This window comes from Nitrogeniibacter aestuarii (genome assembly GCF_017309585.1).
In the GTDB taxonomy this organism is placed as follows: Bacteria; Pseudomonadota; Gammaproteobacteria; order Burkholderiales; family Rhodocyclaceae; genus Nitrogeniibacter; species Nitrogeniibacter aestuarii.
The window spans coordinates 789,017-813,160 of sequence record NZ_CP071321.1 but is presented as its reverse complement, the minus strand read 5'-3'; the positions used below and the strand labels follow the sequence as shown (position 1 = coordinate 813,160).

Annotated in this window: 17 protein-coding genes; 2 read left to right on the top strand and 15 right to left on the bottom strand. The window is 63.1% G+C overall.

Annotation, left to right across the window (positions count from 1 at the left end; genetic code table 11):
- Positions 1-10: 10 nt before the first annotated feature.
- The 6 genes from J0W34_RS03850 to J0W34_RS03825 form a co-directional block, all read right to left on the bottom strand.
- The gene (locus J0W34_RS03850; protein WP_230970754.1) at positions 11-1,891 is read right to left on the bottom strand and encodes an MFS transporter; all 1,881 of its coding nucleotides are present in this window, start codon (positions 1,889-1,891) and stop codon (positions 11-13) included.
- Positions 1,888-3,138 (bottom strand): amidohydrolase family protein, encoded by a 1,251-nt coding sequence (locus J0W34_RS03845; protein WP_230970753.1) that lies wholly within the window; start codon positions 3,136-3,138, stop codon positions 1,888-1,890. The genes J0W34_RS03850 and J0W34_RS03845 overlap by 4 nt, the downstream gene beginning before the upstream one ends.
- Before the next feature lie 2 nt (positions 3,139-3,140).
- Positions 3,141-5,282 (bottom strand): bifunctional acyl-ACP--phospholipid O-acyltransferase/long-chain-fatty-acid--ACP ligase, encoded by a 2,142-nt coding sequence (gene aas, locus J0W34_RS03840; protein ID WP_230970752.1) that lies wholly within the window; start codon positions 5,280-5,282, stop codon positions 3,141-3,143.
- Positions 5,283-5,287: 5 nt separating this feature from the next.
- A complete protein-coding gene (locus tag J0W34_RS03835) occupies positions 5,288-6,043 on the bottom strand; it encodes a helix-turn-helix domain-containing protein (RefSeq protein WP_227815706.1) in 756 nt (251 codons plus the stop codon).
- Between the two features lie 448 nt (positions 6,044-6,491).
- Complete coding sequence (locus tag J0W34_RS03830; protein ID WP_230970751.1) at positions 6,492-7,271, bottom strand: DUF3750 domain-containing protein; 780 nt, start codon at positions 7,269-7,271, stop codon at positions 6,492-6,494.
- Positions 7,272-7,359: 88 nt separating this feature from the next.
- Positions 7,360-8,550, bottom strand: coding sequence for a hybrid sensor histidine kinase/response regulator (locus J0W34_RS03825; RefSeq protein WP_227815704.1), 1,191 nt, complete (start codon positions 8,548-8,550; stop codon positions 7,360-7,362).
- Positions 8,551-8,732: 182 nt separating this feature from the next.
- On the opposite strand from J0W34_RS03825, the gene J0W34_RS03820 reads away from it, so the two are divergent.
- Complete coding sequence (locus J0W34_RS03820; RefSeq protein ID WP_230970750.1) at positions 8,733-9,116, top strand: hypothetical protein; 384 nt, start codon at positions 8,733-8,735, stop codon at positions 9,114-9,116.
- A gap of 13 nt (positions 9,117-9,129) precedes the next feature.
- On the opposite strand, the gene J0W34_RS03815 is transcribed toward J0W34_RS03820, so the two are convergent.
- Entirely contained in the window at positions 9,130-9,930 is an 801-nt protein-coding gene (locus J0W34_RS03815) for an enoyl-CoA hydratase/isomerase family protein (RefSeq protein ID WP_230970749.1), read from the bottom strand.
- A gap of 125 nt (positions 9,931-10,055) precedes the next feature.
- On the opposite strand from J0W34_RS03815, the gene J0W34_RS03810 reads away from it, so the two are divergent.
- Positions 10,056-10,634: a rhomboid family intramembrane serine protease gene (locus J0W34_RS03810; protein ID WP_230970748.1), complete on the top strand. Its 579-nt coding sequence runs from the start codon at positions 10,056-10,058 to the stop codon at positions 10,632-10,634.
- A gap of 2 nt (positions 10,635-10,636) precedes the next feature.
- On the opposite strand, the gene J0W34_RS03805 is transcribed toward J0W34_RS03810, so the two are convergent.
- The 8 genes from J0W34_RS03805 to J0W34_RS03770 form a co-directional block, all read right to left on the bottom strand.
- The gene (locus J0W34_RS03805; RefSeq protein WP_230970747.1) at positions 10,637-11,071 is read right to left on the bottom strand and encodes a bacteriohemerythrin; all 435 of its coding nucleotides are present in this window, start codon (positions 11,069-11,071) and stop codon (positions 10,637-10,639) included.
- 8 nt (positions 11,072-11,079) lie between these two features.
- Positions 11,080-12,975, bottom strand: a complete 1,896-nt coding sequence (locus tag J0W34_RS03800) for a putative bifunctional diguanylate cyclase/phosphodiesterase (protein ID WP_227815699.1) — start codon at positions 12,973-12,975, stop codon at positions 11,080-11,082.
- Between the two features lie 115 nt (positions 12,976-13,090).
- The gene (locus J0W34_RS03795; RefSeq protein WP_269144635.1) at positions 13,091-16,345 is read right to left on the bottom strand and encodes an EAL domain-containing protein; all 3,255 of its coding nucleotides are present in this window, start codon (positions 16,343-16,345) and stop codon (positions 13,091-13,093) included.
- 203 nt (positions 16,346-16,548) lie between these two features.
- Positions 16,549-17,748 carry an acetyl-CoA C-acyltransferase gene (locus J0W34_RS03790; RefSeq protein ID WP_227815697.1) on the bottom strand — a complete coding sequence of 400 codons (1,200 nt, stop codon included), beginning with the start codon at positions 17,746-17,748 and terminating at the stop codon, positions 16,549-16,551.
- Between the two features lie 22 nt (positions 17,749-17,770).
- Positions 17,771-20,152, bottom strand: a complete 2,382-nt coding sequence (locus J0W34_RS03785; RefSeq protein ID WP_227815696.1) for a 3-hydroxyacyl-CoA dehydrogenase/enoyl-CoA hydratase family protein — start codon at positions 20,150-20,152, stop codon at positions 17,771-17,773.
- Positions 20,153-20,359: 207 nt separating this feature from the next.
- Entirely contained in the window at positions 20,360-21,697 is a 1,338-nt protein-coding gene (locus tag J0W34_RS03780; RefSeq protein WP_230970745.1) for an OmpP1/FadL family transporter, read from the bottom strand.
- A gap of 65 nt (positions 21,698-21,762) precedes the next feature.
- Positions 21,763-22,110, bottom strand: coding sequence for an acyl-CoA thioesterase (locus J0W34_RS03775; protein WP_227815940.1), 348 nt, complete (start codon positions 22,108-22,110; stop codon positions 21,763-21,765).
- Between the two features lie 75 nt (positions 22,111-22,185).
- Positions 22,186-24,129: a 3-hydroxyacyl-CoA dehydrogenase NAD-binding domain-containing protein gene (locus tag J0W34_RS03770; RefSeq protein ID WP_230970744.1), complete on the bottom strand. Its 1,944-nt coding sequence runs from the start codon at positions 24,127-24,129 to the stop codon at positions 22,186-22,188.
- Positions 24,130-24,144: the final 15 nt, after the last annotated feature.

The window sequence follows — 24,144 nt, the reverse complement described above, 5'->3', positions numbered from 1 at the left end:
GTTTTCCGTTCTATTTTTTGTCGCCGCGCAGGCAGAGCACCCGCTCGCGCAACGTGTCCGGATCCGCCTGTGATGCGCCAACGGCCGGGCCGATGCGCAGCGCGATCCGGTTGAAGATCCCGCGGCGGAATGGCCGACTCATGGCAGCGCCCCCCTTGCGGCTGAAGAAACTGCCCCACAGCCCCTGCAAGGCCATGGGAATGACCGGCACCGCATTGCGCTCGAGAATCCGTGTCACGCCTGGGCGGAAGGCACCCAGTTCGCCATCCGCGGTAATGCGCCCTTCCGGGAAAATGCCGACCACCTCCCCGGCATCGAGTGCCTCGCCCACACGCTCGAAAGCGCGCTCCATCATCGCCGCATCCTCTCTGGCCGACGCGATGGGAATGGCGCCACTGGTGCGAAACGCAAACGAGAGAATCGGCCAGCGGAAGATCTGGTGATCCATCACGAAGCGGATCGGCCGGCGGCAGGCGGCCATGATCACCAGCGCATCGACGAAGCTCACATGGTTGGCCACGATGAGCACCGGCCCCTCATCGGGAATGTGCTCTTCCCCTTCCACTTCGAGCCGGTAGGCGGTGTGCACCAGCAGCCACACGATGAAGCGCAGCAGGAACTCCGGCACCAGGGTGAAGATGTAGATCGCCACGCAGGCATTGAGGAGCGCGGTGATCAGGATCAGCTGGGGAATCTCGAGCCCGGCCGCCAGCAGTCCCGCCCCCATGCCGGCCGCCACCACCATGAACAGGGCATTGAGGATGTTGTTGCCGGCGATGATGCGTGAGCGGTGGCTCGGCGCGCTGCGCGCCTGCACCAGCGCATAGAGCGGCACGATGAAGAAACCGCCGAACACACCCACCATGACCAGATCGAAGATCACCCGCCAGGTGGTGCCATCGGCCAGCAAGGTGCTCAGGGGCAGACCGGCACCGGCAGCGCCGACCTCCGGGCTGGCCCACCACAGGTCGAGGCCGAACAGGGTCAGCCCGGCCGCGCCCATGGGCACCAGACCGATCTCCACATGCCGCCCCGAGAGCTTCTCGCACAACAGCGAGCCCATGCCGATGCCCACCGAGAACACGGCCAGCAGCAGCGTCACCGCATGCTCGTCGCCGCCGAGCACGTCCTTGGCGTAGCCCGGGAACTGGGAAAGAAACAGCGCCCCGTAGAACCAGAACCACGAGATGCCCAGAATCGACAGAAACACCGTGCGGTTCGTGCGTGTAAAGCCGATGGTTTTCCAGGTCTGGGTCAGCGGGTTCCAGTTCACCTTGAGCGCAGCGTCTGCCGCGTGCGCCAACGGAATACCCCGGCTCGCAAAATAGCCGATCACCGCCACCACGATGGCCGCGCCCGACACCCAGGCCGCCCCGCCGGGCAAGGCAATCATCACGCCGCCGGCAATGGTGCCGAGCAGGATGGCCACGAAGGTGCCCGACTCGACCAGCGCGTTGCCACCCACCAGTTCGGTTTCGGCCAGATGCTGGGGCAGGATGGCGTATTTCACCGGGCCGAAGATGGATGACTGCACCCCCATCAGGAACAGGGTCGCCAGCAGCAGCCAGAGCGACTCCATGGCATAGGCCACCGCCCCCAGGCCCATGATGACGATTTCCATGAGCTTGATGAGCCGCATCAGGTGGCTCTTTTCGTACTTGTCCGCCAACTGGCCGGCCGTGGCCGAGAACAGGAAGAAGGGCAGGATGAAAATACCCGCGGCGAGATTGACCAGCACCCCGGCGGAGAGCGTGGTGTAGCGCGCCGCCTCGAAGGTCATCAGCACCACCAGCGCATTCTTGAACAGGTTGTCGTTGAACGCACCGAAGAACTGGGTGAGGAAAAAGGGCAGGAAGCGTCGCTCCCGCATCAGGCCGAACTGGGAACTCATGCTGCCCTCGCGAGGCTGGAATCAAAGAAACGACGGGTTTCGAACACACTCGCCGGCAAACGCACACCGTCGCTGACCAGCAAGCGCTTGAGCGCGAAATCGAACAGGATGGGGTTGTGCTCTCGCACCCCCTCGAGCACCGGCACGGCCGCCTCGTCGAGCAGACCTTCGTCCGCCATTGTCGCCGGAGAAATCAGCGGGAGGATACCCGGCAGGGGATAGTCGGAACCAAACAGCAGGCGGCCATGCCATTCGGTGGTCTCGACAATTTGACGGATCACCGACACCTCCCGATTGCGCAGAATGATGGCCGAGATGTCGGCGTACAGCCGGTCGCGATACGCGGGCTCGGCCATCATGCGCGCAAACAGATCGAAGCTGCGTACCCGCGGCCCCTCCGAACCCTGGTCGAGATCCACATCGTCGCCCATGCTCGCGCAATGGGCCATCACCACGCGCACGCCGGCATCCAGCGCCCGGCGCAGACGCAAGGGATTGCCCCAGCTCGCTTCGCCGATACCATGCACTGCCTTCTCCTCACCCGCATGACTGATCAGGGGAAGCTGGTGCTGCGCCAGGGCCGCATAGAAGCGATCACACCGCTGCGAGGCGGGGTCGATGCCCATGGCCGGCGGCAGCCATTTCACCGCCCGCGCGCCCTGTGCCACCGCGGCGTCGAGCGCATCCACACAATCGGCCCGGTAGGGATGGATGGAACACACCCATTCGAACCATTCGGGGGACTCGGCGGCCACACGCCGCGCGTACTCATTGGGCACGAAGAACGCCGACGCCTCGGGTCGCGCGCGCCCAGTGTCGTCATGGGCATGTTCGAAGGCGAACAACATCAGCTTGGCCCCGGGCGCCATGCCCTCCATGAGGTTGTGAAGACGCTCCACATAACTCTGATCCACCCGGTCCGGCGCATCGTGGGCACAACCGGCATTCAGGTAGAACAGACGCTGCAGGTACTGCATGGGGCTGAGCGGGCTGAGCATGTCCTGGGAGATGGCGATACCGCTGCTCCCATCGCCCACGCCCGCCAGATGCACATGACAATCCCACACCATGGCCGGATCGACGCCCGCCCACACGCGCTTGAGCAAAGGATGCTCGCCCAGGTCTGCCGGCAGCGCCGCCAGACACGGATTGATCAGCCAGGGGCGGCTCAGGGCACCAATCGCGGCGCCGCCAGCCAGCAAGCCACCGGCGATCAGAAAATTCCGACGCGATCGCGACAGGGTCATGATCAGGCCTCGGCCGCCATCCGCTTGAGGGTGACGTAGTCGGTCTTGCCCGTGCCCAGCAAGGGCAGGCTGTCCACGGCCACGATCTTGCGCGGCACTGCCAGTTCGGCCGCCCCCTGGGCCTTGGCGGCTGCCACAAGCGCATCGCGGCCGAGTGTCTTGTCGGAGGTGAACAGCACCAGCGCTTCGCCTTTGGACGCATCGGGCTGGGTCGACACCGCATGGACGCCCGAGGGGCTGGCCGCCGCGGCGATCTTTTCGGCCACCTCCAGGCTCACCATCTCGCCCGCGATCTTGGCGAAGCGTTTGACGCGGCCGACGATGCGCACGAAGCCGTCCTCGTCCACATCCACGATATCGCCGGTCTCATACCAGCCGTCGCCGGCCTCGGACGAAGGCGGCTGCAGCACCCCGGGCTGATCGAACTTGAGGTAGCCACTCATGAGGTTCGGCCCTTTCACATGCAGCATGCCGCCGCGCTCGATGCCCGGCACGCGAACGAGTTCATGTTGCATCCCGGGAAGGAACTGCCCCACCGTGCCCCGGCGAAAAGCCATGGGCGTATTGACCGCCATCACCGGCGCGGTCTCCGTCGCCCCGTAGCCTTCGAAAATGCGCAGGCCGAACTTGTCGAACCACAGCTCGCGCACCGAATCGGCGAGCTTTTCGGCCCCGGCGATCACATAACGCAGGCGGAAGAAGTCGTACGGATGGGCGTGCTTGGCATAGTTGCCAAGAAAGGTCGAGGTGCCCAGCAACACGGTACACGCACGGTCATAGGCCAGCTCCGGAATGACCCGGTAGTGCAACGGGCTCGGGTAGAGGAACACATGGGCGCCGGTCAGGATCGGCAACAGACCGCCCCCGGTCAGGCCGAAGGAATGAAACAGCGGCAAGGCATTGAGGATCTTGTCATCCACCGAAAAATCCACCACCGCGCGGATCTGCGCCACATTGGCCAGCAAGGCCGAATGCGACAGCACCACGCCCTTGGGCTTGCCTTCGGAGCCCGAGGTGAACAGCACCACGGCAGCGTCGTCCGGCTGGCCGATGCGGGTGGCCAGACGCGGAAACGGCATGGCCCACAGCACCAGCCAGAGCTTGTCGGCCAGGCCCATGTCAGCCTTCATATCTTCCAGATAGAGGTAGTCGACACCCTCAAGCGCCTCGAGCTTGTCCGCCAGCTTGGCCTGCTCGATGAAGGCGCGTGAGGTCACGATCGTCCTGACCTGCGCCGCCACGCACGCCGCCTGCATGCCGTCGGCACCCGCCGTGTAGTTGAGCATGGCGGGGATGCGACCGAAGGCACTCATGCCGAAGACCAACCCCATGGTCGGCGCCAGGTTGGGCAGCAGCACGCCGACCCGCTCGCCTTCACCTGTGCGCTTCTCGACCATGCGCCCCAGCGCCAGGGCCATCTTGAGCAGGTCGCTGTAACTGTATTCCTCCTGCTTGAGGTCTTCGACCAGCCGACGTTTGCGTCCGTGGATCTCGGTCGCATCGAGCAGGGCCTCGAACAGGGTTTCCTGAGGCCGGCTGTTGAAGATCATGGTCTGCATGACGCGTCGCATGGCCTCGCCCGCCTTGCGACGACGCTCGCGCGCGGTGGGTGCTTCAGGTTTTTCGATCTTCGTGGTCGGCTGGATGGCCAGGCGCAACTGCGGGAACCAGCGACGCGGGTAGTCGCCACTCATGCGCGAGAAGAAGGTGCGCGAAGCGCCATCGATGCGCACCGGCAGGATGGTCGCGCCAGTACGCGCCGCGACGAAAGCCGGCCCGTCGTACGTCTTCATGAGGCTGCCGGTGGTGGTGATCCGCCCTTCAGGGAAGATGACCACCGGGCGCCCGGATTCGATCAGCCGCACCACCTGCTTCATGGCCATCGGGCTGGTCGGATCGACGGCCAGGTAATCCACGAGCGAGAGCATAGCTCGCAGGAGCGGATTCTTCACGACCCCGGTGTGCACCACGAACACCGGATCGAGCGGCAGGAAAAGCCCGAGCAGCAGGCCATCCAGAAACGACTCGTGGTTGGCGACGATCAGCAGGCGCTCCGTGTGACGGGGCATGTCGCCGGTGAGGCGAACCCGGAAGAGCACCTGAGCAATTGCACGCAGCAGGGGTTTGAGGAGTGTTCTCAGCATGGGGATCAGGCGTCCTTGTTCTCTTGCTTGCGTTCCATGGCCTTGAAGGCCGGCATCTTCCATGAGCGCATGCCCACCACGATGGTGAAAGGCTGTCGCTGTTCCGAGGGGAGTTTCTGATCCGCCAGGTGCTGATTGGAAAAATCCTGGCACACCCGAACGAGGCGGTCACGGAAGGAATTGGCTGCACTGCGCCCGATCTCGCCATGCGTGAGCGTGAGCAGCTCCGATTCGCCATCGAAGCCACCGGCAAAATAGTCGTGCAGCACTTCCCGACGAAAGAAGTCCATCACCGGGCCGTGGGGCAGCCATCGAAACCCCTTGGCCACCTTGAGGCGATAGCGATTGCCCGGACGCAGGTCGATGATGCCGATGCGGTCGAGACGTGTCAGGCACAACACGCATTCGGCCTCGGTCATGTCATAGGTGGCAACGATCTCCTCCATGGGAATCTGGCTCATCACGCAAATGGCCACCATCAGCAGATGCCGGTCCGCCACCACCGCCTTTTCCTGCTCCAGCGTCAGTTGCTGCAGCAAGGGCGTCTGGTCGGCCACGGCGCGCGCCAGTTCGGCGAAGTCCAGCCCCAGGGCCTGACAGATGGCATCGATGCGCGACAGCGGCAGATCACCCGCACGGGAGAACATGCGCTTGACACTCGACTCGGCCATGCCAAGTCGGCGCGCCAACTCGGCATAAGTGACACCGGCGGCCTTCAGTTCATTCTTGAGCGTCTGAACAAGACTGGCAGAGGTACTCATCGGGCGTGAATGCTCATGGGATTCGATACCCGGAGTCTAACCAATCGCGTCCGAAAAGAAAGAATCAAGATTCCGGTATCGGGAAACGATACCACGCGTTACTTACCGGGCACGGGGGTTGCGGGCACACCGACTCGAGCCGGACTTCTTCACGTTTTTCAGTCGCTTGACCGGCGCAGACGCATTTCGTCACGCCTTCATGATGACGAATACTTGAATAAAAATGACTTCGTCATTAATATTGGCCTCGTCTTCACGTTTTGTGAGAAGGCATGTGTCATCAGGTACCCACATCCCGGCTCTACACCGGGTGCGTTCGCGCACTGAGCCTGTGGGTGATCTGCCTCCTGCCCTGCCTCCCCCTAACCCGGCAGGGTTGATGTACGGCGCCTCTCGCCGGCATTTTTCAAAGCGGCCGCTTCGGCCGCTTTTTTTTGTCCACGCGAGATCAACCGTGAGGCGATGCCGGTCCGTCCGGTGCCCCGAGACGACCGGTTCCAGGCAACTTGATGGCCCAAGGCGAGGCATCAATGCCGACCGTCAGGCCAAGGACGTTGAACTCGAGCCCCTCTTCAGGCGCCACGGTCAGCCCGAGAAGACCCTTGGCAGACAACTGAACGCCCTGCCCCGAAGGCGCGGTCGACACCCAGCCGCCCTCGGGCAGATAGTCCTTGCCAATGGCCGTCGGCGGCATATCGATGTGCAATTCAGGCACCTGCCGGCCGAGGTAGGCGATGAAGGTATTGCTGTTGGGGCCGGGCCACACCCGGTATTCATGGTTGTGCGGATAGCGCCGCGCCGCCGCATGCAGACGCTCGATCAGCGCGTTGACTTCAGCCCCACCGCGCAAGTCGCGAAGCAACTCGGGGGTTGCGCCATACCACTTGGCGTCCGGGACGCCGGATAGAACGCGCACAGCCCCCTCGCCGCGCCGAACGCCCCAGCCAAAGACCTCGAACCGGGTCCAGGTCGTCGATCCGCTGGGCTTGGCGGCAATCCAGGTGTGCACGCCAAACGCACCCCGCCAGCTGAAAGCTGGCGCCGCATACACCTGAATAACGGCTTCGGGCGTGGCCCGGGGGTCGGGTGCCAGTCCCGAGCTCTCATGGCTGGCGGTGCGCCAGTCAGTGGGACGATCGTCGATGGCGAAGTGCCGTGCGAGCGCAACCCCGGTGGGTACGAAAAGAATCAGGAACAGGCCCAGCAGGGCCCAACGAAGAAAATGCATGGCGAACCAAATATGAGGGAGGGTCGATACTTGGTCCGCCATGCCGCCGCAAGGTTCCGGGTCCCCCGCGGCGGGAAAACCGGTCTGCTCAGCTCACGGCCCGCAGACTCTTCTTTTGCTGGACCACGCCCCCTGCCAACGGAAAGCGGACCGAGACCCGTACGATCCCTTCCGGCAGGTTTTCCACGTGGTAGTCTCCGCCCCATCTTTCTGCCGTCGCCGAAACGATGGCCAGTCCGATGCCCACTCCTTGTTGTTCGTTGATTGTTCGATTGAATTGCCGGAAGTTGCCCACGTGCTCCAGGTGATCGATCGGGAAAGGCTGACCGATATTTTCAACGGCCAACTGGTAGTAACCATCGCGCATCGGGCGTCCAGCGATCACCACCGGCGTATCCCGGTCAGAGAACTTGAGGCCGTTGGTGACGAGCTCGAAAAGCACATCACGCACGCTCTTGGCGTCGGCCGCCACCATGCCGGTGACGACACTCACGTCGGTCATCATCGCCATGTTTTCGGGTAGCAAGCTGACCGCGTCCTCGACCACGGATTCGACGAGCGCGTCATTGACCTCGGTCGATGCCCGTCGCGCAGCCGCCATGGCGCGGTCGCCATGCAGGTGGCTGAGGGTCAGGAAGCGATTGGTCTGGCTGAGCAGCCGTTTGCCGGCCTGCACGATTTCACGGCTGAATTCCTGAGTCATTTCCGGGCTGAGTCCGTCCTTGCCGATCACGCCCATGAGGTCGCCGTAGCCAAGGATCACGTTGAGCGGCGTCCTGAATTCGTGAGGCAGGACACTGCCGAGAATGTTGATCATGTGTTCGTCGAGCTGTTCCGCCGCGGCCTTTCGGCTGGCGTGACGGTTCAGCTGGGTACTGACCGCTTCGAGCACGGTGTCGGGGTCGAAGGGCTTGAAGAGGAAGTCCTCGGCGCCCAGGCTCATGGCCCGGCGCACATTGGAACGATCGGTGAGGCTGGTGAGCATGATGACGGGCGTGAGCGCCAGCTTGGGGTTCTCACGCAGATGCGCAAGCAGGGCGAAGCCATCCACCTCCGGCATCTCCACGTCACTGAGGATCAGATCAGGCAGGTGTTCTTCCGCCATGACGCTGCCCTGCCAGCCGTTCTCGGCGGTCAGCACGCTGTAGCCGGCGCCACTGAGACATGCGGCAATGATGGATCGCATCGACGGAGAATCCTCGACCACGAGGATGGTGGCTTTGGCCTTCTCCGGCTCGGCACCGGGTTGTGCCGGGTGTTCTTGTGCTAGCGCTGACATGGACGCCTCCTGCGGACATCGAAGCCGCTTCAAAAAATACTTTTAATCATTTTTATTACTTTTGATCTTTTATGCAAAGTATTTCTGCGTACGGACGACGAACGGTCGGTTCCCGCAGGCGAAAGTCGCGTCTGGCCCTGCCAACCGATAGCATCTATTCTCAATGGATGGATAAATCACGCATGCCCGAAGCCAACACCTCACCGCGTCCGCCATTGCAACGACGCCTCCTCCCCGTCATTGCTCTGGCTGCCCTGCTCTTGCCACTCACGGCTGGCGCGGACAACAGCTGGCTCAGGCAACTGGAGAGAGGCGATGTGGCCGGCGCCATTGAAGGGGCGGCAAAGGCGATTGGGCATGGCGACAAGCCGGATCGGCGCACCGACAATCCGGCCAGCAGGGCACCGCGTCCCCGCACAAGCGGCGTCGAGGAGGGCTCACGAGGCGATCGTCGCGCCGATCGCAAGCAGGTCAGGCAGGAACGGGAGGCCGCCCGGCAGATCCGGCGGGGTCCGGTCACGTTGCCAGAAGGCCCTTCAGCAAACCGCCGTGACCGGCGGCGCTGAGGTCAGGCGCTGATCAGCGTCCGCGAAATTCAGGTGTGCGCTTGCCAAGAAAGGCCTGCACCCCCTCGGCAAAGTCATCGGAGGCAGCACAACGGGCAAAGGCCTCGGCCTCGCTCTGGAGTTGAGTCTCGAGCGGCGCATCGAAGCTGGCATTCACCAGACGCTTGATCTCGCCATAGGCGTGACGCGCCCCGCGCTTCAGACGGCGTGACAGGCGATCGACCGCGTCATCCAGATCCGCGGCCGGCACGACCTGCGTAACAAGCCCCAGGCGTCTGGCCTCTGCGGCATCGAATCGATCCGCCAGCATGAGCAGCTCGAGCGTCTGTCGTCGTCCGATCATGCGCGGCAGGAAATACGACATGCCGCCATCCGCCGGCAGTCCGATGTTGGCATATGCGGCAGTGAACTTGGCGTTGTCCGCCGCAATGGTCAGGTCGCACCCGAGCATCAACGACAATCCGAAGCCGGCGCAGGCCCCCCGCACCTTGGCAATGACCGGTTGATGCATGCCTTGCAGCGTGGTGACGGTGGGATTGATGTGGTGCTCGATCATGGCCTTGAAGGTCGCCAACCGCGCCGGTGCACTCAGCCCAAGGTGCTTCTCGAAGTCCTTGATATCGCCGCCCGCCATGAAATGATCCCCGGCGCCTTCGATGACCAGCACCTCAACCGTCTCATCGCTCTTGGCGCGGGACAGCGCCTCGGCGAGATCCTGCATCATTTCCACGGACAGGGTGTTGAGAACCACAGGCCGATTGAGCGTCAGGGTGGCGACGCCATCGTTTACCTGCAACAAAACCGTGTTCGCCATGTCTGTCTCCTGTTCATGCGCCTTTTTGCGAAACCGGCCGCTGCCATGCCACACTCGCGGCTGGCCCAGCGCGATCGATACGCTAGCGTATGGCTAAAAACGACCTCTGACAACCGGACTCATCCATGCCTCCAGTCACCCAGTCGATCATCATCGGCACCGTTCTGATCTTTCTGCTACAGCTCAGCGGCGTCGGTGGCGCTTTGGCACCTTTGGCCCTGTGGCCCAGCCTGGACAACCTCGTGACCGCCCCATGGCAACTGGTCACGTACAGCCTGTTGCACGGTGATCTGACCCACATTTTCTTCAACATGTTCGCGGTCTACATGTTCGGAGGGCCGATGGAGATGGTGTTCGGCACCCGCCGATTCATCATCCTTTGGGTTGCCAGCGTGGTGGCAGGCGCGGTTGTTCAGGTGATCTTTGCCACCGCGACCGGCGACATGGTGCCGGTGATCGGCGCTTCGGCCGGCGTGTTCGGCCTGTTGCTGGCCTACGGCATGTTCTTTCCGGAACGCCGCATCATGCTGCTCATCCCGCCCATTCCCATGCCGGCAAAGTACTTCGTCATTGCTTACGGCGCGCTGGAACTGTTCTTCGGTGTCACCGGACTGCAGGCCGGGGTTGCCCACTTTGCCCACCTGGGGGGCATGCTGGGCGCGCTACTGGTGATTCGCAACTTCGCCGGTCGCCGGCGCCGCTGAATTCAACCCGCGGCGCCGCGCTCGTGCAGGAATGCCGCGAGTTTCTGATCAACCCCCAGAATGTGCTGTTGAAGCCAGCTGCCGAGAAACGACAGCAAGACGTCGCGATCGATGTTGCCTGTACTACCGAGTGTGTTGCGCATGGTGACCACCTGCTGCGCGAACTTCCGGTGATCCTCGATGTGTTGTCGCGCCGCCTCGGGTTCATGGGCTTCATAGTCATGCTCCAGCATCAGGTGCTCTTCGGTTTCGAAGTGGTAGAGCGCGTAGGCAAGCAGATCCTGCAATAACCGGTCGATGGCCGGGATGCTGGTCTCGTGGCGCAGTGTGAGGTTGGCTTCATTGAGTGTGTTGACCAGCACGTGGTGCTGATCGTCGATATCCCCGACGCCGGTATCGAATTTCGGCGCCCACACGAAGGGCCTCTGTTCGTGCATGGTCTCCGTCATGCCACATCTCCCGAGACGACCTGCGTCATTGACGCGGTCTGTTGATTCAACCGTTCGGACAGGTGGTCGGCATCGACCGCACCACCGAAGACTTCGCCCTGCAGCAACACACATCCGTGCGCCTTGAGCCATTGCGCCTGAGCCTCATCCATCACGCCCTTCACGACCAGATTCATTCCGGTGGCCTGGGCCACGGCGACGTATGAAGCCGTCAGCACCCCCACCCCGTCGTGTTCACCATTGAGACCCAAGGACTCGGCAGGCAGTTTGAATTCATCAAGGGCCAGTGTTGCCAATGAGTGGACCGAATCAGCCCCCGCCACCAGCCCGTCCAGACTGAGACGCACGCCCATGGCATGACACGCGTCTCGCCAGGCCGGCAGCTGGGGCGCGAGCCGACGAAACACTTCCGGACTCAGTTCCACCGTCAAGCGCCCGGGCCCGAGCTGCGACGCCAAGGTGCGCAATGCGTCGAGCAGAGCATCGCGTCCGGCGTCTGGCGCAAACAGGTTGATCCGCAGTCCGACGCGACGGTCGTCCAGCGCGGCGATGTCTCGCTGAGCCTGACGGATGGCCCACAGGTCCACCTCGAGTTCCAGTGCCGGGTCCTTGATGAACGGCAGGAACTCGGATGCGGGGAGGATGCCCAGCACGGGGTGCTGCCAACGCATCTTGGCCTCGATACCGTCGATCACGCCACGAGCAACATCCACCAGCGGTTCGTAGAACAGCAGCAGTTTCTGTTCGTTGATGGCTCGAGCGACCCGGTCGAGCATGGCGGTGCGCGCCTTGATACGGTCCTCGTGCGCCTTGTTATGGAAAGCGTAGCGGTTGCGACCCGCGTCCTTGGCCCGGTACATGGCGTCATCGGCCGCATGCAGCAGCATCTCGTGATCGCTGCCGTCACTCGGATAGAGCGCAACGCCGATACTCCCGGTCACCCGCGCGTGCTCAGCACCGAGGGCCACCGGCTCGGCAATGCTCCCCAGGAGCCGACGCAGGATCTGCTCGCTCTCGGCCAGAGAACGCAACTCCCCGAGAAGAATCACGAATTCGTCGCCCCCGAGGCGCACGACCACATCGCCACCCCGCACCTGTGCCTTGATCCGCCGGGCGATCTGACGCAACAGTTCGTCGCCGGCATCGTGGCCGAGCTGGTCGTTGACGGCCTTGAAACCATCCAGATCGAGAAAACAGACCCCGAACAGCGTGCCGGTGCGTTGAGCGTTCGCAACGCCCATGCGCACCTGCTCCGGCAGCAGATTGCGGTTGAACAGGCCGGTCAGCGGATCCTGGTGCGCCAGCCGACTGAGTTTTTCACGCTGTTCGAGTTGATCCCCCAGATGCCGCACCACCACGAGGTGCACGGCATCCCCCTTCCAGCGCATGGCATTCGAGATCAGATCCACCGGAATGCGCTCGCCGCCCGCAGTGCGATGCCAGTGGCAAACGCGTTCGGCCAGGCTTGGGGATAGATCATCCGGGGCTGACGCCACGAGTTCTTCCAGGGGCCGCCCGATCAGCGCCTCGATGGGCCATCCGTACATCTCCGCGGCCGCGTGATTGGCGTCGTGAATGATGCCGTCCTCAGCCCCCACCACCAACATCGATTCCCCGCCATGCTCAAACAGGGTGTGATACCGATGGGCAACATCGTGCAGCCGTTCGGTTTGTGCCGTCAGCGCCCGGGACAGGCGCGCCAGCAGCAAATACAGCAGGATCGACGTGACAATGACGAACATCACGCCCTTGAACTCGCTCAGGCGTGTGGCGTCATCCAGATCGGCCGCCAGCTTGCTGACAAGCAGGTCCGACAACAAGATCCAGAGCAGCGCGACAGCCACGTAAAAGGCGACGACTTTCAGCACGAATCGAGGGATGCGCGGAGTCACATCAATCGTTTCCGGTTCGAACACAGGGGGCTTGGCACAAGCCCGGATACCTTAATGAACGGCGATGGCGTCCATTTCCTTGAAGACGTCCGCGCACGGTCGGTACCTGTGTGGCTCAGCCCAGGCCTTTGACCGCGGCGACATCCATCTGCAGTTCGGACACCGGCTGCGGGCGGCCGAAGAGGTAGCCTTGCAACAAGGCGCAGCCTGCCTTCACAAGATAGTCGCGCTGTGCATCGGTCTCCACCCCTTCGGCCACCACATCCATCCCCAGATCCCGCGCCATGGACAAGGTTGCCTGAGCAATGGCGCAGTCATCCGCGTCATGCGGCAGGTCGCGCACGAAGGAACGGTCGAGCTTCAGGCGTTCGATCGGGAAGCGCTTGAGATACGCCAGCGATGAATAGCCGGTGCCGAAATCGTCCAGCGCAAGCGTGAAACCGAGTCGCTTGAGCTGTTCGAGGCGATCGACCATCCCCTCGCCCATCTGCATCAGCGCGCTTTCGGTAATTTCCAGTTCGATCTGGCGCGGATTGGCACCGGTCTCCTGCAACAACTCGCTGAGCGTCGCGATGAAATTGATGTGCCGGAACTGCAGCGCCGAAATATTGACGGCAACGCGCAACTGCCGGCCCTCCTCCTGCTGCCAGCGCACCTGCTGGCGGAACGCGGCACGCAGAACCCACTCGCCGATGGCAAGCATCAGCCCGCTGGTCTCGGCAATGGGGATGAACTCGTCCGGCGAGACGGTACCGAGTTTGTCGTTTTTCCACCGCAGCAGCGCCTCGTAGCCGATCACGCGACCACTGGCGGCATCCACCTGCGCCTGGAAGAAGAGGGCGAACTCGCCGCGCTCCTCCGCCCGCCTGAGGGCGTTGTACAGTTGCATCTGCCGGTGGGCGCGGGCGTTCATGTCCTCGTGGAAGAACGCGTAACCATTGCGCCCCGACTCCTTGGCGCTGTACATGGCCAGGTCCGCCTGCGTGATGAGCGCGTCGGCCTCGTGGGCATCCTGCGGATAGAGCGAGATACCGATACTCACCGACACCAGCAGTTCGTTGTGATCGATCATGAACGGGCGCGCCATGGCCTCGATCATCTTGCTCGCCACGGCGGCGGCATCTTCAGCCCGGGGCAGCCGGGTGAGCAAGGCCACGAATTCGTCACCCCCCTGACGCGCCAGCATGTCGTCTTCGCGCAAGACCGAAGACAGTCGCTTGGAGACCATGGCCAACAAGCGGTCACCCTGGGCGTGGCCGAGCGAATCATTCACCGTCTTGAAGTTGTCCAGGTCGATGAACAACACCGCAAAGCGCTCTTCATGACGGCTGGCCGTGCGCACCTGCGCATACACCCGCTCGGTCCAGGTCGCACGGTTGGGCAGGCCCGTCAGCCCGTCGAAGCGGGCCAGCCGGTTGATGTGCGCTTCGGCCGCCCGCGCATCGGTCACATCACGCACGGTTCCGCGCAGCAACAACCCTTGCGCCGGGACCACTTCGCTCTCCATCTGGAAATGGCCGACGCGGACGGGCTCGCCTTCCACCTTGAAGCGACAATCGAGCGAAATCGCCCCGGGCACGCATTCGAGCCGGCCAATCGCGTCACGCAGTTTCGCGCTGTCTGTCTGAACAGTGCGCTCGAACAGTTGCTCCATGTTGCCCGTCACGGCTTCATCGAAGTGAAACATCTCGCGCATCTGTTCGGACCAGTCCACCCGGCCTGAAGACGGCTCAAGCTCCCAGCTGCCCATCTGTGCCAGGGCCTGGGCCCGCGCCAGCGCCTCTCGACCAGCACGCAACTGCTCACCACTGCTCTCGAGCTGACGGGTACGCTCGCGCACCAGCGCTTCGACCCGTTGCGTATGACCGGTGGTCACCAGCAAAAAGGCGCCAAGCAGCCCGACGGCCAGCGGATTGATGATCAACACGACCCAGGCAGCGAGGCTGCGATGCGTACTGCCATAGCCCGGCTTGGGCTCGACGTCGATGACCCAGGTGCGCCCGGCAAAGCTGAACGGGGCACTCCAGTGCATGGGCGTATCGGCTTGTGCCTTGAGCTCGCAATCAGCTTTGCCGAACAGGTGGATGTGCTGCGACGCCTGGTCGTACAGGCATACGCTGAGGGCATGATCGGTTTGGCGAGCCAACACGCCTTCGAGGACATCGGCCAGACGCAGGCCGATATACACCACGCCGATCATGCGCCCACCGAACTCGCCTGCCTGCAACTCCCGCACCACCTGGTAGACGAGCACACTGCGCTGGTCGTCCGGTTCCTGCTGCAATCGCAAGGGCACTGTGGCAGCAGGGTTGCCACTACGCATGCTGGCGTCAAGCGCCGTGCGCGCCAGTGAGAATCCCATCGGATCGAGCCCGATCACCGTTGAATTGCGCTCTGCGGGCTCGGCCCGGACGATGGGCAGGTGAAACCCTTCCGGCGACACCGGTCTGCGATTTCCCGCATCGTCGCGGGTGAAGACTTCAAAGGTCGGGGCAATGTTGCTGCGGGCCCAGCTGGAAAAGACGTCCAGATCGTCCGCCTCCACCCGTGGCGCCCAGCCGATCACGTACATGCCCTGATATCGTTCAAGCCAGGGCGCGGTCAGGGAGCGGAAAAACGGCCCACTGGCACCGCCCTGCGCAGCCACCGCCTGGCTGGTCGCATGAAGCGCGTCCATCTGGTCGGTGACCCGAGAGATGAGCATCTCTGAAAAGCCCCGCGCATCTCGCTGAAAGCTTGTCTTGAGACGTTCATTCTCCCACTGGCCGACCTGGAAGATCATGGCCGCCAGCATGCCGACCGCCAGTGTCAGCGGCCAGACGATGACCCGCCGGCGACTTCGCCAGGCATTGTCGGGAAAGTTGAAGATGGCGAGCACCAGCGGCGAGAACACCAGCACGCCGAGGGCATCGCCCGCCCACCAGTTCAGCCAGCTGAAACTCTGCTCTTCTGCCGGAATGGCCCCCAGGGAGACCAGCAAGGGCACGGACAGGCTGGCATTGACCAGGCAGGCCACCGGACCGCCGAGAATCAGGAAATGGATGGTCTGGTAGGTGCGATCGAGCGCCGATGGGAAGTCGGCAAAGCGCATGACCAGATATCGTCCCACCATGGCCTGCACACAGGCACCGACACTGACGTAACCTGCCGTCATCACGCTGTCGAGCGCCAGCCCCACATTGAGGCTCGAGACGGCGTTGGTGATGAAAGAGGCGAAGAAGATGGCCGGCAGACTGCGTGTGCCGAACATGAGGGCGGCCGCCAGAGCAATCCCCGCCGGTGGGAAGAAGGGCGCGACATACCCCGGAGCGATCGCCATCTGCAGCGACAGAACGCCCAGCACTGATGCCACGAGTGCGATCGTCAGCAACTGCCGAAACGCACGCTCTCCCTGTGTTGCTGCATGAGCCAGACCACTTCCCCCTCAAACACGCGGACATCCAGCCCGGCGAACCAATGCTTTCCCCTATTATCGGCCGCAAGCGCGCCCATCTTAGGTTTTTTTCCGGCGCCGGATACAACAAACCCGGCCAGGGCCGGGCTCGTTGCAAGGCAATCATACCCTTTACGGGATCATACGCGCTCGAAGATGCCCGCAGCGCCCATGCCGGTCCCGATACACATGGTCACCATGCCATAGCGCACCGCGGGATCACGCTGCATCGCGCTCATGATGGTCGCGGTCCGGATCGCGCCGGTCGCCCCCAGGGGGTGACCCAGCGCAATGGCGCCGCCCAGCGGATTCACCCTGGCCGGATCGAGCCCCAACTGGTTCATCACCGCCAGCGATTGGGCCGCGAACGCCTCGTTGAGCTCAATCCAGTTCATGTCTTCAAGCGACAGACCCCCTGCCTTGAGCGCGCGCGGAATGGCTTCGATCGGCCCGATGCCCATGACCTCGGGCGGCACGCCGGCTACCGAGAAGCTCACGAAGCGCGCAATCGGGGTCACCCCGTAACGCTTCACCGCCGCCTCGCTCATGAGCAACACGGCACCGGCGCCGTCGGACATCTGCGAGCTGTTGCCCGCCGTGACCGAACCACGCGCAGCAAACACGGGCCGCAGCTTGGCCAACTTCTCCAACGACGCGTCCGGGCGCGGCCCCTCATCGGTGTCGCAGACGCGCTCGATGACCTTGACTGTGCCGCCCTCGCCCGGCACATGCGTGCGGACGGTGTACGGCGTGATTTCAGCGGACAGGTGCCCGGTCTGAATCGCCGCCAGCGCACGCTGGTGGGACTGGTAGGCAAAAGCGTCCTGCGCCTCGCGACTGATGCCCCACTGCTCGGCCACCTTCTCAGCCGTCAAGCCCATGCCGAAGGCGATGGCACGGTTCTCGTCATTGGCGAACACGGCCGGGTTGATGCTGGTCTTGTTGCCGGTCATCTGCGGCATGGCGCTCATGGACTCGGTGCCCGCTGCGATCATCACATCGGCCTCGCCCAGACGAATGCGCGCGGCGGCATCGGCCACGGTCTGCACGCCCGAGGCGCAGAATCGATTGACCGTCACGCCCGGCACGGTGTTGGGCAGCCCCGCCAGCAGCAGGCCGATGCGCGACACGTTCATGCCCTGCTCGGCCTCCGGCATGGCGCAGCCGGTAATGACATCGCCGATCTCGGTCTCGTCCAGCCCCGGAACGGCATCGACCACGGCGCGCAGCACGTGCGCGAGCATGTCATCGGGTCGAACGTTGGCGAACATGCCGCCCTTCTTGCCCACCGGCGTGCGCGTGGCGGCGACGATGTAGGCGTCCTGAATCTGTTTGCTCATGAATGTCTCCTTCGTACGCCGGTCAGTTGCGCAGCGGCTTGCCGGTTTCGAGCATGTGAACGATGCGCTGCTGGGTCTTCTCGTTCTTCAGCAGATCGACGAAGAGCGCGCGCTCCACGTCCAGAATCCACTGCTCGCTGACCCGGGCATTGGTTTCCACTTCGCCACCGCACAGGGCGGTGGCGGCCGACCTGGCCACCAGATAATCGTGGGGCGAAATGAACCCGCCCTCGCCCATGTTCACCAGCATCATTTCGCAGGTAGCGATACCGTTGCGGCCGGCCACCTTCACGCCCTGGCTGACCACCGGCGGACGGTAGCCCGCCTCGAACATGCCGCGGGCACGACGGATGGCGGCATAGAGCAGTTCGTGCGGATTGAACAGCACGTCGTCCGAGGCCTTGGCAAAGCCCAGCTCGATGGCTTCCAGCGCACTCTTGGCCACAGTGGCCATGGCCACTGTCTGGAAGGCGTTCTGGATGTAAGGAAAGACGTCGCCCCCGGCAGCCCGGCTGGCCAGCGCCTCGGCCTGCAAGGCGAATTCCTTGCAACCGCCCCCGGCAGGAATCAGCCCCACCCCCGCCTCAACGAGGCCCACATAGCTTTCCAGCGCCATGACCCGATGGCCGGCATGCATCACGAACTCGCAACCGCCACCCAGGGCCATGCCCTGCACCGCGGCCACCACCGGCACCTGGGCATGCTTGAGCGTCATCGAGGCCAGCTGGAACTTGGCCACCGTCTTTTCAAGCAGGTCGAACTGTCCGCCCTGAATGGCCTGGGTGACCTGCATGAGGTTGGCCCCGACGGCAAACGGCGCCTCGTGCCACACCACCAGCCCATCCAGATCACGCTCGGCACGGGCCACGGCTTCGATCACACCATCGAGCACCTCTTCGCCGATGGCGTGCATCTTCGAGGTGATGGACAGGATACCGATCCGCGCGTCCTGGTCCGGACGGTGCCACAGGCGTACACCGGCGTTTTCCCAAAGCGTTTCGCCGATATCCGGCCGGTTTTCACCCAGTACCGTTTCCGGATAGAGCTGTCGGTGATAGACCGGCAGATCGGAGCGCGGCTTCATGGTCTGCTGCGCGGCCGAGAACGAGCCCACTGGCACGTGCACCGCTTCATGCTCGAACACCCAGTTGGGCAGCGGCGCGTCGGTCATGGCGTGGCCGGCGTCGATGTCTTCCTTGATGGCGTCGGCCGTCGCCTGCCAGCCGGAGGCCTGCCAGATTTCGAACGGCCCATGCGACCAGCCAAAGCCCCAACGCATGGCGAAGTCCAGATCGCGGGCGTTGTCGGCGATGTCGGCCAGGTGGTAGGCGCAGTAATGGAACACATCTCGGAAGATGGCCCACAGGAACTGGGCTTGAGGATGGGGGCAGGCACGCAGCTCGAGGAATTTCTCGGCCGGGTCGCGCAGCTTGAGGATCTCGTCCACCTCGGGTGCGATCAGCCCGCCGCTGGGCACGTAGTCCTGCTTGTGCAGGTCGAGCACGGCGATGGTCTTGCCCTGCTTGGTGTAGATGCCCGCGCGGGTTTTCTGACCCAGCGCGCCTTTCTCGATCAGGGCCTTGAGCCATGCCGGGGCCTCGAAGAACGCATGCCAGGGGTCCTGCGGCAAGGTGGCGTTCATGGTGCCGATCACATGCGCCAGGGTATCCAGACCCACCACGTCGGCGGTTCGGTAAGTAGCACTCTTGGGACGACCGATTTTCGGACCGGTCAGCGCATCGACCTCGTCAAATCCGAGGCCCAGCCGCGCGGTGTGGTGCATGACCGCGAGAATGGAGAACACACCGACGCGGTTGGCCACGAAGTTGGGCGTATCCTTGGCCCGCACGATGCTTTTGCCCAGGCGCGTGGTCAGCCAGGTTTCGAGCTCATCGAGCATGGCCGGCTCAGTACTCGGTGTGGCGATCAGTTCCACCAGCGCCATGTAGCGTGGCGGATTGAAGAAGTGAATGCCGCAGAAGCGACCACGCAATTCAGCCGGCATCCCCTCGGACAGGGTCGAGATCGACAGGCCGGAGGTGTTGGTCGCGAAAATCGCATCCGGGCGGATGAAGGGCGCCACCTTCTGGTAGAGGTCCAGTTTCCACTCCATCTTCTCGGCAATCGCCTCGATGATCAAGTCGCAGTCGCGCAGCTTCTCAAGATCGGTTTCGTAGTTGGCCGCCTCGATGGCCGCCAGCCGTGCCTTGGTGGCCGCGGGGGCCGGCTGCAACTTCTTTAGGCCGGCCAGCGCCTTCTTCACGATGCCGTTCGGATCGCCCTCTTTGGCCGGCAGGTCAAACAACACCACCGGCACATCGGCATTGGCACAGTGAGTGGCAATCTGCGCGCCCATCACCCCGGCACCGAGCACCGCTACCTTGCGTACGGTCATTCTGCTCACGTTGGTCTCCTCTGTTTGCCGGCGAGGCCAAGAGCGTATCGCCCCGCTCGCCGGCTCTGTCTCACTATGGCTCCCAAACGCCCGGAAGGCCAGAAGCGCACAGTCGTTCTTTTTTAATCGAAAAGAATGTCGATACCTTTGCAGATATCGACAAACCTGAAACGTTCAATGACGGGCGCCTGTTTCAGAGGCGCCCGCGGACAACAATCAGAAGGACATGGAGTACTGGGCACCCAGAATGATCACGCTGGACGAGTATTCACCCGTCACCTTGCCGCGATTGGACGTTGGCGAAGTCAGATCGGCGTTCAACTGATCATTGTTGATTTTGGTGTCGTCAACGATCAGGTAAGCCAATCCCATGTCGAGCCTGCTCTGGGGATTCAGTTTCCACTGCCCACCGACTGACAGCCACGTGCGGTTGGCGTCCGGCAGTGACACCAGCCGGTCGGACTGATTCTGCACCGGGGTCTGATCGTAGGCCACACCGAACTTGAGCTTCCATGCATCGTTGAGTTGGTAATTGGCCCCCAGAGCGATACGCCAAGTGTCGCGGAACTTGGTTTCAAGTGTTTGAACCACACGACCGGCCTTGTCGCTGTAGATATCAACGTCCTGGATGGAACTCCAGCCGGTCCAGGAAACATCACCCAGCATCTCCCAACGGTCGTTCAGCTGCTGCGCCACGCTCAGCGTGAATGTATCCGGCAGCTCCACGTCAGCGCTCGCGTCGCCGCCGACGGCAGCGTTCAGCGTCGCGTTGGCGGTACCTTCCGCCTTGAGTGAGCCTTCCAGTTCGTGCTTGATCTTGGAGCGATACGCGACACCCACCTTGGTGGTCGGCGAAATATTGAACAAGGCACCCACATTCCAGCCCCAGCTATCGTCATCAGCATCCAGGACGAGCTTCGATGCACGCAAGGCTGCGAACTGCGCGTTGACGATTGCCGGGAGAGCCCCGATCTGAGGAGTTGCCGTGGCAACGCGCTCATACTGGGCTTCCATGCGCTGCCAGTTCAGACCAATACCGAGGGAAACCACATCATTGACCTTGAACGCCAGTGACGGGTTGATGTTGATCGTCTTGATATCGAACAGCGTGGCTTGCGCTGCGCCGACCCAGTCGTCGTTGTACTCGGTCTTGAGTCCAAACGGCGCGCCCATCCCCACACCCACGTACAGGCGATCAGTCAACGCCCACGAGAGATAGGCATTCGGAATGGCGGCCCAACTGCCCGCATCGTCTGCCTCCGAACCGGTCGCAGCGATGTTCGGATAGGACTGGCTACCCTCATTCGAAAATTCGAACGACGGCCGCACGAAATCCAGGCCCACCGAGAACTCACGTGCCTGCAACTGGGTCATGCCGGCGGGGTTGAAGAAAATCGTGCTGGCATCTTCAGCGACAGCCGCCGTGCCGGCATACGCGTTACCAAGACCGCTGGCATTCTGTTCCAGCAGCTGGAAACCTGCAGCAGAGGCCTGCGAACCTGCCAACGCGAACATGGCAATCGGCACCAGCCGTGCAATCTGCTTCATCTTCATATTGAACGTCTCCTCATCTCATTTAACACGGGCTTTTTACCCGATTGTCACATCTCCCGCCAGCCTCAGGCTGCCGGGGGAATCTCTCGTTTCGTGCCGTCGGCACCCACCGCAACATAGGTCAGCCGGGCTTCGGTCACCTTGACCGTGATCGGATTTTCGGGGTGCCGCTGGGCGAACACCTCGACGTCCACCGACACCGAAGTCCGTCCGACGCTCCCGACCCGGGCATAGAAACTCACCAGATCACCGACCGAAACCGGTTGCTTGAACATGAAGGAATTGACCGCCACGGTGGCCACACGGCCGCGTGCACGGCGCATGGCCGGGATGGCTCCGGCAATATCGACCTGAGCCATGATCCAGCCGCCGAAAACATCGCCGTAGGCGTTCAGATCGGCCGGCATGGGCATGACGCGGAGTACCGGTTCGCAATCGGTCGGGAGCTGGGCAAGGTGGTCAGTCACGAAAACATCCTGTGCAGAGGGTCAGGCGGGCAGCACAACGGTATTGTCACGCTGGCCGAGATAGTGCATGGGGCCACCACGGAACGGGGCAAAGCCGGTACCAAATATTACACCGGCATCTGCCAGATCGGCATCGGCGACCACGGCGTTTTCCACGCAGCGGCGGGCGGCCTGTAACAGCGGTTCAATGATACGCGGGGCCACTGCCGCCGCTTCGACCGAATCATTTTTTTGCGCTTTGCCGTCTTTCCAGACGTAAAAACCCTCTCCACTCTTGCGCCCCAGCTTGCCCGCATCGACGCGCTGCATGAGCGCGCGCGGCGGCTCGGCATTGTTGCCCGCCAGGGTCTTGCCTGCGGCCACGGCAATGTCGAGCCCGACGGTATCAACCAGCTCGATCGGCCCCATGGGCATGCCGAACTCGACCAGCGCCTTGTCGATGGCTTCGGGCGCCATGCCCTCATCTACGCACTTGAGCGCTTCGTGCATGTAGGGGCCAAGCACGGCATTGACCAGAAATCCGGGGGCACTCTTGACCGGCAAAGGCAGTTTGTCGATCTTGCGCACGAAGGCCGCGGCCCGTTGGACCTGGGCGTCGGACGACTGTTCGCCATCGACCACTTCCACCAGCGGCAGCATGGCCACCGGGTTGAAGAAATGGATGCCCACCAGCCGGGTCGGGTCCTTGAGGGCCTGGGCAATGTCCTCGATCTTCAGGCTGGAGGTATTGGTCGCAAGGAGCGCCTCGGGTTTGGCGCGCTGTTCGATCTCGGCAAACAAGCGGCGTTTGACCTCGAGATCTTCAAAGATGGCTTCGATGATCACGTCCGCCCGGGCGACACCATGGCCATCCGGATCGGGCAACAGACGATCGAGCGTGAATTGCACCTGTTTGCGGTCGCCACGGTGCTTCTTCTCGTACAGCTTGCGGGCTCGCGCAATGGCGGGCGCAATGCGCTCGACCGACTGGTCCTGCAGGGTGACACGCATGCCGCGCAGCGCGCACCAGGCAGCGATGTCTCCGCCCATCACGCCGGCGCCGACCACATGGACGTGCGCAGGCGCGAAATCACTGGCCTTGCCGAAGCTCTTGAGACGCTCCTGAAGGAAGAAGACGCGAACCAGATTCTTGGCCGTGGGCGACTGGAAAATGGCTTCGAGCGAAGCCGGGTCACCCGCCGGCACGGCCAGCGCGTTGCCATCGTACTTCGCCCAGGTGTCGATGATGGCGTACGGGGCCGGGTAGTGCTCCGGCCGCGCTTTGGCCGCCACTTGCTTGCGTGCCTTGGCGGCCACGAGCGGCTTGAGCGGGCCGTTCATGAGTTGCTGCAAGCCGGGTAATTTGTGCGCGGGCGCACCCGACGTGACCATCATGCGCGCAGCGTTGTCCATCACCCGCACCGGCACGGCGGCATCCACCAGTCCGATTTTCTTCGCCCGCCTGGCGTCCATGCCCTTGCCGGTGAGCATCATGTCGAGCGCGACGGCCGGCCCGACCGTTTTGGGCAGACGCATCATGCCGCCCCAGGCGGGCACGATGCCGAGCATGACTTCCGGCAGGGCCATGCGGGTGCCCGGCTCGTCCACCGCGATGCGGTAACGACAGGCGAGAGACAACTCCAGGCCACCGCCCATGCAGTGCCCGCGAATGAGCGCCAGCGTGGGGTAAGGGACCTTGGCCAGTCGATTGAAGATATCCCAGCCGCGCTTGACCAGCTCACGGGCGGATTCGGCTGAATCGATCCGGGTGAATTCCTCGATGTTGGCCCCGGCAATGAAGCCCGCCGACTTGGCCGAACGGATGATCAGGCCCTTCGGTGCCGGGCTGGTCAGTGCCGAGAGCACATGATCGAATTCGCTCAAGGCGTCGCGCGACAGGGTATTGGTGGCGCTGTCTGCCGTATCGAAGTCGAGCCAGGCGAGGCCGTCGTCGTCCCGGGTCAGTCGCCAATGCTTGTAGGTCATTGTCTGTTCTCGTTC